13 protein-coding genes are annotated in these 13329 nt (G+C 67.6%); 5 read left to right on the forward strand and 8 right to left on the reverse strand.

The annotated features are described in order from the left end of the window. Positions 1 to 58 precede the first annotated feature (58 nt). Positions 59 to 631, forward strand: a complete 573-nt coding sequence (locus ACFTS5_RS28840; protein WP_378637046.1) for a TetR/AcrR family transcriptional regulator — start codon at positions 59 to 61, stop codon at positions 629 to 631. 6 nt (positions 632 to 637) lie between these two features. On the opposite strand, the gene ACFTS5_RS28845 is transcribed toward ACFTS5_RS28840, so the two are convergent. After that, a complete protein-coding gene (locus ACFTS5_RS28845; protein WP_378637049.1) occupies positions 638 to 1504 on the reverse strand; it encodes an NmrA/HSCARG family protein in 867 nt (288 codons plus the stop codon). Positions 1505 to 1598: 94 nt separating this feature from the next. On the opposite strand from ACFTS5_RS28845, the gene ACFTS5_RS28850 reads away from it, so the two are divergent. Further along, positions 1599 to 2087 (forward strand): MarR family winged helix-turn-helix transcriptional regulator, encoded by a 489-nt coding sequence (locus ACFTS5_RS28850; protein ID WP_378637051.1) that lies wholly within the window; start codon positions 1599 to 1601, stop codon positions 2085 to 2087. A gap of 3 nt (positions 2088 to 2090) precedes the next feature. Here ACFTS5_RS28850 and ACFTS5_RS28855 read toward each other — a convergent pair whose 3' ends face one another. The 4 genes from ACFTS5_RS28855 to infC all read right to left on the reverse strand — a co-directional run bounded on the left by ACFTS5_RS28855 (position 2091) and on the right by infC (position 4384). Next, positions 2091 to 2888, reverse strand: coding sequence for a TrmH family RNA methyltransferase (locus ACFTS5_RS28855; protein ID WP_378637054.1), 798 nt, complete (start codon positions 2886 to 2888; stop codon positions 2091 to 2093). A gap of 35 nt (positions 2889 to 2923) precedes the next feature. Continuing rightward, positions 2924 to 3310, reverse strand: coding sequence for a 50S ribosomal protein L20 (gene rplT / locus ACFTS5_RS28860; RefSeq protein ID WP_019046423.1), 387 nt, complete (start codon positions 3308 to 3310; stop codon positions 2924 to 2926). Positions 3311 to 3425: 115 nt separating this feature from the next. Then, the gene (rpmI, locus tag ACFTS5_RS28865; protein WP_056824456.1) at positions 3426 to 3623 is read right to left on the reverse strand and encodes a 50S ribosomal protein L35; all 198 of its coding nucleotides are present in this window, start codon (positions 3621 to 3623) and stop codon (positions 3426 to 3428) included. A 29-nt stretch (positions 3624 to 3652) separates the two neighbouring features. Next, the gene (gene infC, locus ACFTS5_RS28870) at positions 3653 to 4384 is read right to left on the reverse strand and encodes a translation initiation factor IF-3 (protein WP_378637346.1); all 732 of its coding nucleotides are present in this window, start codon (positions 4382 to 4384) and stop codon (positions 3653 to 3655) included. Positions 4385 to 4719: 335 nt separating this feature from the next. Here infC and ACFTS5_RS28875 point away from each other — a divergent pair, with 335 nt between their 5' ends. Next, positions 4720 to 5061, forward strand: a complete 342-nt coding sequence (locus tag ACFTS5_RS28875; protein ID WP_378637057.1) for a DUF1844 domain-containing protein — start codon at positions 4720 to 4722, stop codon at positions 5059 to 5061. Between the two features lie 465 nt (positions 5062 to 5526). On the opposite strand, the gene uvrA is transcribed toward ACFTS5_RS28875, so the two are convergent. Beyond that, the gene (gene uvrA / locus ACFTS5_RS28880; RefSeq protein WP_378637059.1) at positions 5527 to 8502 is read right to left on the reverse strand and encodes an excinuclease ABC subunit UvrA; all 2976 of its coding nucleotides are present in this window, start codon (positions 8500 to 8502) and stop codon (positions 5527 to 5529) included. 228 nt (positions 8503 to 8730) lie between these two features. Here uvrA and ACFTS5_RS28885 point away from each other — a divergent pair, with 228 nt between their 5' ends. Then, on the forward strand, positions 8731 to 9363 hold the full coding sequence (locus ACFTS5_RS28885; protein ID WP_056824462.1) for a response regulator transcription factor: 633 nt from the start codon (positions 8731 to 8733) through the stop codon (positions 9361 to 9363). A gap of 4 nt (positions 9364 to 9367) precedes the next feature. Here ACFTS5_RS28885 and ACFTS5_RS28890 read toward each other — a convergent pair whose 3' ends face one another. Beyond that, on the reverse strand, positions 9368 to 10150 hold the full coding sequence (locus tag ACFTS5_RS28890; protein WP_378637062.1) for a sigma 54 modulation/S30EA ribosomal C-terminal domain-containing protein: 783 nt from the start codon (positions 10148 to 10150) through the stop codon (positions 9368 to 9370). 139 nt (positions 10151 to 10289) lie between these two features. On the opposite strand from ACFTS5_RS28890, the gene ACFTS5_RS28895 reads away from it, so the two are divergent. Then, entirely contained in the window at positions 10290 to 12113 is a 1824-nt protein-coding gene (locus ACFTS5_RS28895) for a GAF domain-containing protein (RefSeq protein ID WP_378637064.1), read from the forward strand. A gap of 1 nt (position 12114) precedes the next feature. On the opposite strand, the gene ACFTS5_RS28900 is transcribed toward ACFTS5_RS28895, so the two are convergent. Then, positions 12115 to 13260: a beta-ketoacyl synthase N-terminal-like domain-containing protein gene (locus tag ACFTS5_RS28900; RefSeq protein ID WP_378637348.1), complete on the reverse strand. Its 1146-nt coding sequence runs from the start codon at positions 13258 to 13260 to the stop codon at positions 12115 to 12117. Between the last annotated feature and the right edge of the window lie 69 nt (positions 13261 to 13329).

Here is a 13329-nt window from a genome sequence, read left to right on the forward strand (position 1 = left end):
GTTATGCATCGACTGATAACATGTCAAGAGGCATTCGAACGAGGAGGCAGTGACGCCCATGACGAGAACCCGGATGACCGCGTCCGAGCGCAGCGCCCAGGTGCTCGAAGCCGCGATCCATGCCTTTGCCGAAACTGGCTATGCCGCAACGAAAACCGACGAGATCGCCAGACTGGCGGGAGTGTCGCAGCCCTATGTGATCCGCCTGTTCGGAACCAAGCAGCAGCTGTTCATCGCCTGCCTGCTGGAGGTGTGCACGCGCATCGAGCAGGTGTTCCGTGACGCCGAGATCGCCCCCGACGCCGACACCGCGGAGGCATTGCGCGCCCTCGGACACGCATTCGATGTCTTCCTGGCCGAACGCGAACTCCCCCTCGTGCTGCTGCACGGCGCCGCCGCCAGCGCGGATCCGGCGATCGGCGACCACATGCGAGAGCGATTCGGGCGCATCTATCGCCTGATCGGCGAACTCACCGGCGCCGACACACTGGAATCGCGCCGCTTCGTCGCCACCGGCATGCTGCTCACCATCATGACCGCGATGCAGGTCGCGGGCAGCGACGCGATCACACTCCCCTGGGCCACCGAAATCCTCACCGACCTGCGCAGTGCCACCACCCCTTCGTGCTGAGACCGGTCAGCCCGCGAGCAGCACGGGCCAGTTCTGCGCCTCGGCCCAGTCCCTGAACGAATGCCAGGCGATGTCGGGGTACGCACGACGCAGACCGTCGACATCGACGTCGAGGCCGACGGTGGCGAAGTAGTCGAACATGGCGGCCAGATCCTCGGAGTGGCCGCGAACGTAGTCGAGCGGGACTTCGCGGTGCGCGATCGGACGGTCGAGGGCGACAGCCAGGGCGGCGGCGAGCCGATCCGGGGTGAGCTCGTCGGCGGCGATGTCGATGCGGCGACCCGCGAACTCGGCGCGGCGATCGAGGACGAGCGCGGCGAAGGCGCCGATGTCCTCGGCACAGATCAGCGTGAGCGGCCGATCGGCGGGCATCGGCCAGGCGAAGGTGCCGTCACGGAGGCCGTCGAGGGTCCAGCCGGTGGCGTAGTTGTCCATGAAGGCGGCGGGCGCGATGACGGTCCACGGGACGCCGCTCGCCCGCAGATGCTCTTCGATCGCGAATTTGCTGTCGTAGTGCGGGATTCCGGTGGCGCGGTCGGCATGCGCGGCGGAGGTGAAGACGATGTGGCCGACATGTGCGGCACCGGCGGCATCGACGAGGGTGACGCCGTGGCGGGTTTCGGCGGTGGTGTCGGTGCCGAACGGCGTGGTCACGGCGAAGAGGGAGTCGACACCGGCCAGGGCGACACCGAGGGAGCCACGGTCGTCGAAGTCGGCGTAGTGGATCTCGGCGCCGAGATCGCGCAACGCCACCGCGGCGGGGCTGTCGGGAAATCGGGTGAGCGCGCGGACACGGTGACCCATGGCGAGCAGGGCGCGAGCGGTGGCGCCGCCCTGCGCGCCGGTGGCACCGGCCACGGCGATGGTGAGCATGATGTTTCCTCCGGTATGATTTGCTGTGTGGAACATTAACTGTGCCATGCAGCAATATATCCGTTTTAACTGCGTCGCGCAGCTGATAAGGAGTGTGATCCGGATTACAGAGCAGAGTCGACGTGCCCGCTACGCGGAGTTGTCGCGCGTCTCACGGCAGTACATGGCCTCGTATGTCCTGTTCAATCAGGCTGTCGCCGACCATCTGGGCCTGCACCCCACCGATCTGCAATGTCTGAGCCTGCTCACCGCGGAGCCGCAGCCACTCACCGTCAAACAGATCGCCGACATGACCGGACTCACCACCGGCTCCGCCACCCGATTGGTCGACCGGCTCGAACGCGACGGCTATGTGGTGCGCGAACCCGACGCCGAGGACCGCCGTCGAGTGCTGGTCTCCCCCGTGCCCGATCGCGTCGCCCGCGTCACCGCCGTATGGGACGACCTCGGTGAGGGCTGGGAAGCGTTACTCGACACCCATACCGAGGACGAGCTCTCGGTGATCACCGAACACATGCGCAAGGCCGAGCAGCTCAGCCACACCCAGATCGACTATCTCCGGGGCCGGGCCGCACCGGCGTGAGAACTACGTCGCGTGCTGGACGCGGGCGCTCGCGTAGAGGCAGATAGCCGCTGCCGCAGCCAGATTCAGGCTTTCGGCGCGGCCGTGGATGGGGATGCGGATGCGGTGATCGGCGCGGGCGGCGACGGCGGGGTCGAGTCCGTGGGCCTCGTTGCCGAAGAGCCAGGCGACCGGTCCGCGCAGGATGTCGTCGGCGGCGTCGAGGTCGACTTCGCCGTTGGCGGCGGTCGCGAGGATCGTCACGCCCGCGGCGGAGATCGCATCGAGGGTCGCGGTGATGTCGCGGCTGCGGGCCACGGGGACGTGGAAGAGGCTGCCCGCGCTGGCGCGCACGCATTTGCCGTTGTGCGGGTCGACGGTCTCGCCCGCCAGCACCACCCCGTCGGCGCCGACCGCATCGGCGACCCGGATCAGGGTGCCCGCGTTGCCGGGTTCGGCGATCTCCACGGGGACGGCGAGCATCCGTGGGCCACCATCGAGAATCTCACCGAGCGGCACGTCGACGAGTTCGCACACCGCGACCAGGCCGGGCGCGGTGACGGTTTCACCGAGATGTTCGGCGGCGCGATCGCTGACCAAGGTGGTGCGGACGCCGTCGGCGGTGGCACCGGCGATCAGCGCGTTCTCACGACCGGCGGCCGCGAGCGAATAGAAGATCTCCCGGACGCGGCCGGTCTCCAGAGCGGCGGACACCGCGTTGGCCCCCTCGGCGAGGAAAAGGCCGGATTTGCGGCGCTGGGCCGCACGCTGGAGCTTGACAGCGGAAACGACCCGCGGATTGCGCTCGGAGAGCGCGTCCACGGGCCGTTCCGACAGATCGCTGTGTGTTGTCAAGCTCAGGCAGCGGTGGCCGGGGCGTTGACGTCGGCCGGCAGCGCGGCCTTGGCGACAGCCACCAGGCCGGCGAAGGCCTCGGCGTCCGAGACCGCGAGCTCGGCGAGGATCTTGCGGTCCACCTCGACACCAGCGGCCTTGAGGCCCTGGATGAAGCGGTTGTAGGTGATGTCGTTCAGACGCGCGGCGGCGTTGATACGAGCAATCCACAGCTTGCGGAAGTCACCCTTGCGCGCCTTGCGGTCACGGTAGGCGTAGGTCAGCGAGTGGAGCTGCTGTTCCTTGGCCTTGCGGTACAGGCGCGAACGCTGGCCCCGGTAGCCCTTGGAGGCCTCGAGGATGGAACGGCGCTTCTTCTGAGCGTTGACGGCCCTTTTGACGCGTGCCACTTTGGTAGTCCTTGATCATCTGGGGGCGCGGCGGCGCCCGAATTCGGTAGTTGTCGGCGTCCGGTTATCCCGGCCGCGGAATCGTCGGGTTGCGACGGTCCGGCTGACCCGAAGGTCAGGCGAGACCGAGCAGCCGCTTCACGCGGGGGACGTCGACGGAAGCGACGGACTCCGTGCCTTCCAGACGACGAGTCCGGCGAGAGGACTTGTGCTCCAGGAGGTGGCGACGGTTCGCCTGCTCGCGAAGCAGCTTGCCCCGGCCGGTCACCTTGAATCGCTTCTTGGCGCCGCTGTGGGTCTTGTTCTTCGGCATGGATTCCTCTATCTAGTCGTTGAAATCGTTTACTGCGGGTCGGCCGGCGCAGCCTGCTCGGCAGGCGCGGCCTGCTCGACCGGTGCGGCCGGTTCGACCGGCGCGGCCGGGTCTGCGCTCGCGGGACCGGTCGGCAGCGGCTGGCGTGTCGCCGCCGGCGCCGAAGAGTCCTGCTGGGCCTTCACCCGCGTCTTCGCGCCCTTGTGGGGAGCGAGGACCATGGTCATGTTGCGGCCGTCCTGCTTGGCCGAGGTCTCGACGAACCCGAGATCGGCCACATCGGAGCCCAGACGCTGGAGCAACCGGAAGCCGAGTTCGGGACGCGACTGCTCACGACCGCGGAACATGATCGTGACCTTGACCTTGGACCCGGCTTCGAGGAAGCGAACCACGTTGCGCTTCTTGGTCTCGTAGTCGTGGTCGTCGATCTTCGGACGGAGCTTCTGCTCCTTGATCACGGTCTGGACCTGGTTCTTACGGGACTCGCGCGCCTTCTGCGCGGTCTCGTACTTGAACTTGCCGTAGTCCATGATCTTGCAGACCGGCGGACGGGCATCGGGTGCTACCTCGACGAGGTCGAGGTCGGCTTCGAGCGCGACGCGTAGTGCATCTTCAACACGCACGATCCCAACCTGTTCGCCGCCGGGTCCGATGAGACGAACCTCGGGAACACGGATGCGATCGTTGATGCGGGTCTCAGTGCTGATGGGGCCTCCTAGGTCAAGCGGTGTCGTCTTAACGACCGCACGCAATAACTGCAACCCCTGTTTCAACACGAAAGCCCCGCTGCGGTATTTCTCCGCCACGGGGCCCGATGTCGACCGATCGCCCACAGCCGAAGCCCTCACAGGCTCGGTTGTCGACCCCCGCGTGCCAGGCACACGGGAAACCCACCACAATGAGCGGGTGACCGGGACCGTTTATCCGAACGATTGCTCGCCGGTAACGGTGGGAGTCGGGCTCCACTTATCTGCCCCACGGATGCATGACACATCCAGGGGCGGTCGTCAGCGAAGAGCTTAGCATGGCGTTGGGCTATGACCGAATCGCACCTGGCCCGAGCATCCGGAATCAGGCTCGCTATAGCCTGATCAGCATGACTGACGAGCTCGATCCTCCTGTGCGCGACCTGGCCGACATCCCCGCTGTCGAGGTGATCAGCCGGGCCGCCGTGATGCTGATGAGTTCGGCCGCGGAGAAGCTGGGCCTGGCAGGCGAGAACCCGGATTCGGGCGCGGGCGTCGACCTCGACGAGGCGCGCCGGGTGATCACCGCACTGGCCGGACTGGTCACGGCATCGGTGGAGTACCTCGGCCCGCACGCGGGCCCGATCCGCGAGGGTTTGCAGGCGCTGCAGCGCGCGTTCCGCGAGGCATCCTCGGTACCGGACGCGCCGGGCACGGGACCGGGCGAGAAGTACACCGGCCCGGTGCACTGACGGTCCGCACAACGAAAAGATCCGCCGGCGCAGTGCGTCGGCGGATCTTTTCTGTGCTGCGAGCGAACGTCGCGACTCAGACCACGGGGGTCGGAGTGGGACCGCCGGGGGTGACCGAGACGGCCGAGCCGGAGGAGATCATGTTGGCGAGTGCGGTGAGCAGCGCCGCGCTTCCGGTATCCATTACAGGCGTTCCTTTCGAATCCAGGTCAGACGGTCGGCTTGGTGGGCTCGTAAGCCAACGATGACCCGCCGGCGAGGAAACCGAGAATCTGGGCGATGAGCGCCGTGGTGGCTTCATCCATGAGGACGTTCCTTTCGAACTACACGACGATCGAGCCGTCGACAAACCGCTACTACCCGGCATTCCGGGGACGGTGAGGCGAATGTTACCCACGGCTGTTTCACTTCGTGGCGCTTTCGGAAAGTCCCTGCCGGAACGTCTCGAGAGGACGGTAGCCCGGCTCAGCGCAGCGCGGCCGCCTTTCGCGCCAACCGCTTGGCCGCAGTCGTCTCCGCCGGCGCCTTCTTCGCCGCGGGGGCAGCTTTCTTGGCCGCTTTCTTCGCGGCGGGCTTCTTCGGCGCGGGCGCTGCCAGCACCTCCTTCAGGAACTGACCGGTGTAGCTGTCCGACACCCCGGCGATGTCCTCCGGTGTACCGGTGGCGACCACCGTACCGCCGCCCGAACCGCCCTCGGGGCCCATGTCGACGACCCAGTCGGCGGTCTTGATGACGTCGAGGTTGTGCTCGATGACGATCACCGTGTTGCCCTTGTCGACCAGTCCGTTGATCACCTTGAGCAGTTTGCGGATGTCTTCGAAGTGCAGGCCGGTGGTCGGCTCGTCGAGGATGTAGACCGTCCGCCCCATGGACCGTTTCTGCAGCTCGGCGGCCAGCTTCACGCGCTGGGCCTCACCGCCGGACAGGGTCGGCGCACTCTGGCCCAGACGCACGTAACCCAGGCCGACCTCGACGAGGGTCTTGAGATAGCGGTGGATCGAGGTGATCGCCTCGAAGAAGTCGGCCGCCTCGTCGATCGGCATGTCGAGGACTTCGGCGATGGTCTTGCCCTTGTAGTGCACCTCGAGGGTTTCCCGGTTGTACCGAGCGCCGTGGCAGACCTCGCACGGGACGTACACATCGGGCAGGAAGTTCATCTCGATCTTGAGCGTGCCGTCGCCCGAGCAGGCCTCGCAGCGGCCGCCCTTGACATTGAACGAGAACCGCCCGGGCTGGTAGCCGCGCACCTTGGCCTCGGTGGTGGAGGCGAACAGGGTGCGGATCTTGTCGAAGACGCCGGTGTAGGTGGCCGGGTTCGAGCGCGGGGTGCGCCCGATCGGCGACTGATCGACCTGCACCAGCTTGTCGAGGTTGTCGAGACCGTTGATCCTGGTGTGCCGACCCGGCACCTGGCGGGCGCCGTTGAGCTTGTTCGCGAGAACGGTGGCCAGGATGTCGTTGACCAGGGTCGACTTGCCCGAACCGGAGACACCGGTGACCGCGGTGAGTACACCCAGCGGGAACGCCACGTCGACATTCTGCAAATTGTGTTCGGTGGCGCCCACGACGGTGAGCTTGCGCTTCTTGTCGATCGCGCGCCGCACCAGCGGCAGCTCGATCTGCTCGCGGCCGGAAAGGTAAGCGCCGGTGAGCGATTCGGGCTCGGTCAGCAGCTCCTCATAGGGGCCGCTGTGCACCACGCGACCACCGTGCTCGCCCGCGAGGGGGCCGATGTCGACCACCCAGTCCGAGGCGCGGATGGTGTCCTCGTCGTGCTCGACGACGATCAGCGTGTTGCCCAGCTTCTTCAACCGCAGCAGCGTCTCGATGAGCCTGCGGTTGTCGCGCTGGTGCAGGCCGATCGACGGCTCGTCGAGAACGTAGAGGACACCGACCAGCCCGGATCCGATCTGGGTGGCCAGCCGGATGCGCTGGGCCTCACCGCCGGACAGGGTCGCGGCGGCCCGCGACAGCGTCAGGTACTCCAGGCCGACGTCGAGCAGGAAGCCGAGCCGGGCCTGGATCTCCTTGAGCACCTGACCGGCGATCGCGGTCTCACGCTCCCCCAGCGTGAGCGCGTTCAGGAACTGCGCGCAGTCACCGATGGACAGCTCACTGACCTCGGCGATCGACTTGTCGGTGCCGTCCGAGGCCAAGGTGACGGCCAGGATCTCCGGGCGCAGCCGGGAGCCGTTGCAGACCGGGCACGCCACATCGCGCATGTACCCGTCGTAGTGCTCTTTCATCTGCTCGGACTCGGTGTTCTCCATGCGCCGCTGCAGAAACGGCATCACGCCTTCGAAATCGGCGTAATAGGAGCGCTTGCGGCCGTAGCGGTTGGTGTAGGACACGTGCACCTGGTCGGAGCTGCCTTCCAGCACCGCCTTGCGTGCCTTCGCGGGCAGATCGCGCCACGGGGTGTCCATCGAGAAGCCGACCGCCTCGGCCAGCCCGGAGAGCAATCGGTTGAAGTACTCGGCGGTCTGCCCGCGCGACCACGGGGCGATCGCGCCGTCGGCCAGGCTCAGGTCGGGGTCGGGCACCACCAGTTCCGGGTCGACTTCCTTGCGGATGCCGAGGCCGGTGCAGTCGGGGCAGGCGCCGTAGGGCGAGTTGAAGGAGAACGAGCGGGGCTCGAGGTCCTCGATGTCGAGGGGGTGGCCGTTGGGGCAGGCCAGGCGTTCGGAGAAGCGGCGTTCCCGGTCGTGGGCGTGCTCGTCGCGGTCGACGAAATCGAGCACCACGATGCCGTCGGCCAGGCGCAGCGCGGTCTCGATCGAGTCGGTGAGGCGCTGCTTGGAGGCGGCCTTGACCGAGAGACGGTCGACGACCACCTCGACGTCGTGCTTCTCCTGCTTCTTCAGCTTCGGCGGATCGGTGAGCGGATACACCACGCCGTCCACCCGCACGCGCGAGTAGCCCTGGGTCTTGAGCTGGTCGAACAGGTCGACGAACTCGCCCTTGCGGGTGCGCACCACGGGCGCCAGCACCTGGAACTTGAGACCGTCGTCCATGGCGAGTACCTGGTCGACGATCTGCTGCGGGCTCTGCTTCTCGATCAGCTCGTGGCAGACCGGGCAGTGCGGCGTGCCCGCGCGGGCGTAGAGCAGGCGCAGGTAGTCGTAGACCTCGGTGATGGTGCCGACCGTGGACCGCGGGTTGCGGTTGGTCGACTTCTGGTCGATCGACACCGCGGGCGAGAGCCCCTCGATGAAGTCGACATCGGGCTTGTCCATCTGCCCGAGGAACTGACGCGCGTAGGCCGACAGCGATTCGACGTAGCGACGCTGCCCCTCGGCGAAGATCGTGTCGAACGCCAAGCTCGACTTCCCGGAACCGGACAGACCGGTGAACACGATCAGGCTGTCGCGCGGCAAATCCAGGTCTACACCTTTCAGGTTGTGTTCCCGAGCTCCGCGCACAGTGAGGCGTTCCGCCACCTGGTGAATCCCTTCTCCATCGTCATCCGCCGACCGGACATAATCCCCCGCTGACAATGCTAGGCGTGGGGTCCGACAAGTTTCGGTGTGCGACCGCGCGGACCCGTCGGCCGGGCGCGCTGCGCAGGGGACGTGACATATCTCGTTCGCCGACCGGCCCCGCAACCGACAGGCGCGGATTATGTTGGAACACAAGGGTGGATCGTTCGACATGATGAAGGAGCCGGCGTGCTCGAGGTGTTCCTGGTCGACGACCACGAGATCGTGCGGCGCGGATTGATCGACCTGCTCGAAGGTGATCCAGAACTCACTGTGATCGGTCAGGCAGGCGGCGTCGCCGAGGCGATGGTGCGCATCCGCGAGGCCCGCCCCGATGTCGCGGTCCTCGACGTGCGGTTACCCGACGGCAACGGCATCGAGCTGTGCCGCAACCTGCTGGCCGAATTCGACGACCTGCACTGCCTGATCCTGACCTCGTTCTCCGACGAGCACGCCATGCTCGACGCCATTCTGGCCGGCGCCAGCGGATATGTGGTGAAGAACATCGACGGGATGAAACTGGCCGACGCGATCAAGCAGGTGGGCGCGGGCCACTCGCTGCTCGATACCCGCGCCGCCGACGCCCTGCGCGCCCGGCTGCGCCGCAGCGCCGAACCCTCCGGGCCGCTGGCCGGGCTCACCGACCAGGAACGCCGGCTGCTCGAACTGCTCGGTGAGGGTCTGACCAACCGCCAGATCGCCGCGCGCATGTTCCTCGCGGAGAAGACGGTCAAGAACTACGTCTCGCGACTGCTGGCGAAACTGGGGGTCGAACGCCGCACCCAGGCGGCCGTCCTGGCGACGAAGCTCCGTGAGCCGTGACGGTTCAGGACGGGACGACGATGGTGAGGTTGCCGTCGTAGCGGCGGTAGAGCAGGTTGCCGCGGCCGGTGTGGCTGTCGGTGAAGAACAGGTAGGGCAGCCCGGCGGCGCACAGCGCGTCGGAGGCCTCGTCCTCGGCGAAGACGGGAGCCGCGTCCTGCACCACCCGGACCGGCATCGCGCTCGCGGTCAACGGCAGCTCGGCCGAGGAGTCCGCCGCGGCGGTGAGCCGCTGCCTGGCCAGCGCGACGCCGTGCGGGTCGGCCCACGTGACGATGGCGTCCTCACCGGTATCGGCGTCGGTGAACAGGTAGGCGTCGTAGTCCATCGCGTCCAGGACGGTGCTGGCTTCCAGCGGCGTACCGGTCATCAGGGCACAGTCCTTGCGGCGGATGATCGGCCGCGTCTCGGTGATCTGCGCCAGCGGCCGACGGGCCGGGTCGGGCCACGCGCCGCGCGCTTCCTTGCCCGCGCGGCGGGCGAGCTGACGGTCGAGCCGTTCGGCGGCGAAGGTGACCGCGAAACCGCCGGGGCCGGTGACCTGGACACGGGTGAAGGTGTCGTTGGTACGGATGTTGGCCTGCACCAGGGTCGGCTCGTCGTACCCCTGCGGCGCGGTGACACGCACCCTGGCCGGACTGTCGAGATGATGCCTGCGCATCACGCGGGTGATGGCGCGAACAGCACGGGTGACGTCCTGGGCCGGCACTTCGCCACGCGTGGTCACGGCGAGCTCCGGGTCCGCGGCGGTCGTCCAGTGCTGGGTGCTCGACAACGAATTCATCATGTGCCCCACTTCTCGATCCCAATTCCCGGTGCCCAATGCCACCACTACCGCCGGTGCGAGTGAAGGGCCGAAAGTCCCCTCATTGCGGACTAGACTTTGCTTCGACTCACTCGAGGAGCTGCGAAGACGGGGTACTGCGATGGCGAACGACGGTCGGGGCGGCCGCTATTCGGCTGACCAGACGGTGTCGCGGCAGATGTTGCGCAGCCTGCTCGGCGAGGTCGCCGATCGGGTCGAAGTGATGATCGGTTCGCGCGATCGGATGGACGGCCTCGTCGAGGCCATGCTCACGGTCACCGCGGGTCTGGACCTGGACGAAACCCTGCGCACCATCGTGCGGACCGCGATGAACCTGGTCGACGCCCGCTACGGCGCGCTGGCGGTGCGCGGCCACGATCAGCAGGTCGCGCAGTTCATCGACGAGGGCATGCCGGATCAGATCCGCGACCGGATCGAGCGATTACCCGCGGGCCACGGCGTACTCGGCGCGGTGTTCGCGCACAAGGCGCCGCTGCGGCTGGCCGATCTCACCCAGCACGAATCCTCGATCGGGTTTCCGGCGGGACATCCGCCGATGCACACGTTCCTCGGTGTGCCCGTACGCATTCGGGACGAGGTGTTCGGCAGTCTCTATCTGACCGAGAAGTCCGACGGTCAGCCGTTCACCGAGGAAGACGAAGTCCTGGTGCTGGCGCTGGCGGCCGCCGCGGGGATCGCGGTCGACAACGCGCGCCTCTACGAGCAGGCACGCACCAGGCAGGCGTGGATCGAGGCGACCCGCGATATCGCGACGGAATTCCTGGCCGGTACCGAATCCGATCGGGTGCTCGGCCATGTGGTCGATCACGCGCGCGGGCTCACCGGATCGCATCAGGCGTTCCTCGCCTCGGTGCCGGTGCCCGACGAATTGCCCGGCGAGATCAGCGAATTGGTGGTCACCCAGTGGACCGGCCCCGATGCGGGTCAGGACTGGCAGACCATCCCGATCGCGGGGACGGTGGTGGGCGACGCCTTCAGCAGACGCACACCGCTGCGCTTCGACGACGTGTCGAAGGTGACACTGGGCGTCGAGTTCCCCGTGGCCGAATTGCCCGGCGCCGGACCGGCTCTCGTGCTGCCGCTGTGCACCCCCGATGCCACCCTCGGCGTCCTGGTGACGTTCCGGCCGCCGGGTTTCGCGCCGTATTCCGACGAGATGCTCGAGCTGACGGCGGCCTTCTGCGATCAGGCCGCGCTGGCGGTGCGGCTGGCCGATGCGCAGCAGCGGATGCGCGAACTCGACCTCGTCGCCGACCGCGACCGGATCGCGCGCGATCTGCACGACCATGTGATCCAGCGCCTGTTCGCGATCGGTCTCACCGTGCAGGCGACCCTGCCCAAGGCGGTGGTGCCCGAAGTGCGGCAACGGCTTTCGACGGTGATCATGGATCTGCAGGAGGTGGTGCAGGAGATCCGCACCTCCATCTTCGATCTGCACGCCAGCGGCTCCGGTCACAGCGAAGGGCTGCAGCAGCGCCTCGAGGTGGCGATCCGGCGCCAGACCTCCGACATCGCCCTGCGCGCGACGATCCAGGTGTCGGGCCCGCTGTCGGTACTCGATCCGCAGCTGGCCGACCACGCCGAGGCGGTGGTGCGCGAGGCGGTGAGCAACGCGGTGCGCCATTCCGGTGCCGACACCGTCGCCATCGTGATCGAGGTGGCCGACGATCTGGTGATCACGGTGTCCGACAACGGCTGGGGAATTCCGAACCACGTCATCCGCAGCGGGCTGCGCAATCTCGAGCAGCGCGCGCAGGAGGCGAGCGGGTATTTCGAGGTCGGTCCGGCGAAACGCCCCGACGCCGACGGCAACCACCCCGAGATGCCTGGCACACAGCTGCGCTGGGCGGTGCCACTGCCCCAGGATGCGCCGACGACCGGCGGGTTCGCCCTCGCCGCCGGACCCGAGACGGGCGAGGACTGAGTCAGGCCGCGGCCAGGACCACGGCGGCGTTGTTGCCACCCATTCCCAGCGACAGTTTCAGCGTCGGGCCGTCGAGCAGCGGGGTCGGGCCGTTGAGCAGCCGCGGGTGCGCGGGCGCCACAGTCGGCGCCGACGCGACGATGCCGCGCTCGTAGGACAGGGCGATCGCGGCGACTTCGACCGCCGCGCAGGCGCCTTGACAGTGCCCGGTGAGCGGTTTGAGCGCGGCGACGGCGGGCCGGTCGTCGAAGACCGTGCGCAGCACGTCGCGTTCGGCGGCATCGCACTGCCTGGTTCCGGTGCCGTGCGCGTTGTAGTACGCCAGGTCGCCGGCGTCGATCCCCGCGTCGGCCAGTGCGCGCCGGACACACGCGATGATCTGGGCGTGGCTGGGATCGACCGAGACGACATGGAAGGCGTCGTTGGTCATCGCGCCGCCGAGCAGCCGCGCGTAGGGCCGCTCGACCGCGTCGGTGAGCAGCAGCGCCACCGACGCCTCGGCCATGGTGAAACCGAGGGTGCCCTCCTGAAAGGGCCTGCAGGCGGTGAACGGGTCGGCATCGGCGATCGCCGCACCCAGACCGACGAAATGTTCGAGCATGTCCGGCGTGGCCGACAGGTCGGTCGTGATGCACAACACATCGTCGACCAGACCCGCGTCACGCCACATCTTCGCCGTCAGCAACGCGACATTGCCCGAACTGCACGCCGCCGACACGTTCATCGCGGGCCCGTGGAAACCGAACTCCTGCATCACCACCGAAATGGGTGTCGACGGCAGCATCCGCAGATAGTCGCGTGAGCGCCGGTGGCCCTCGTCACGACGGTAGAAATCGCGCCAATCGGCGACATCGCCCAGCGTGAACGCGTGCACGAGGCCGACGGTGCGTCCCTCCCGGCGCCACCCGCGTTCCTGCGCGTCGGCGACCGCCTCGGCGGCCGCGGCGAACACGGCACGCCCGAACAGACCGGTTCCGTAGGCCACGTCACCACCGTCGGGAATCAGCCCGACCCAGGCGTGCTGATCACGTCCGGGCCCGTAACCGGGGTACAAACGGGCTGCCGGTTTGCACCCCAACAATCCCTGCCACAGGAATTCCCGACCCCACCCGTAACCGGAGACAACACCCATGCCGGCGATCGACATAGAATCGAGGCGGTGGGTCATGCCGCCCGTGAGCACATCCAGTGTCACATCGCTCCTCGCGGATCTTCA

The organism is Nocardia sp. NPDC056952 (genome assembly GCF_042674185.1).
Lineage (GTDB): Bacteria > Actinomycetota > Actinomycetes > Mycobacteriales > Mycobacteriaceae > Nocardia.

What these genes read in the sequence shown, in the direction of transcription:
- rpmI (WP_056824456.1), bottom strand. Translation starts at nt 3,623, where the DNA reads ATGCCGAAGAACAAGACCCACAGCGGCGCCAAGAAGCGATTCAAGGTG.
- ACFTS5_RS28875 (WP_378637057.1), top strand. Translation starts at nt 4,720, where the DNA reads ATGACTGACGAGCTCGATCCTCCTGTGCGCGACCTGGCCGACATCCCC.
- ACFTS5_RS28900 (WP_378637348.1), bottom strand. Translation starts at nt 13,260, where the DNA reads ATGTCGATCGCCGGCATGGGTGTTGTCTCCGGTTACGGGTGGGGTCGG.
- ACFTS5_RS28840 (WP_378637046.1), top strand. Translation starts at nt 59, where the DNA reads ATGACGAGAACCCGGATGACCGCGTCCGAGCGCAGCGCCCAGGTGCTC.
- ACFTS5_RS28895 (WP_378637064.1), top strand. Translation starts at nt 10,290, where the DNA reads ATGGCGAACGACGGTCGGGGCGGCCGCTATTCGGCTGACCAGACGGTG.
- ACFTS5_RS28845 (WP_378637049.1), bottom strand. Translation starts at nt 1,504, where the DNA reads ATGCTCACCATCGCCGTGGCCGGTGCCACCGGCGCGCAGGGCGGCGCC.
- ACFTS5_RS28890 (WP_378637062.1), bottom strand. Translation starts at nt 10,150, where the DNA reads ATGATGAATTCGTTGTCGAGCACCCAGCACTGGACGACCGCCGCGGAC.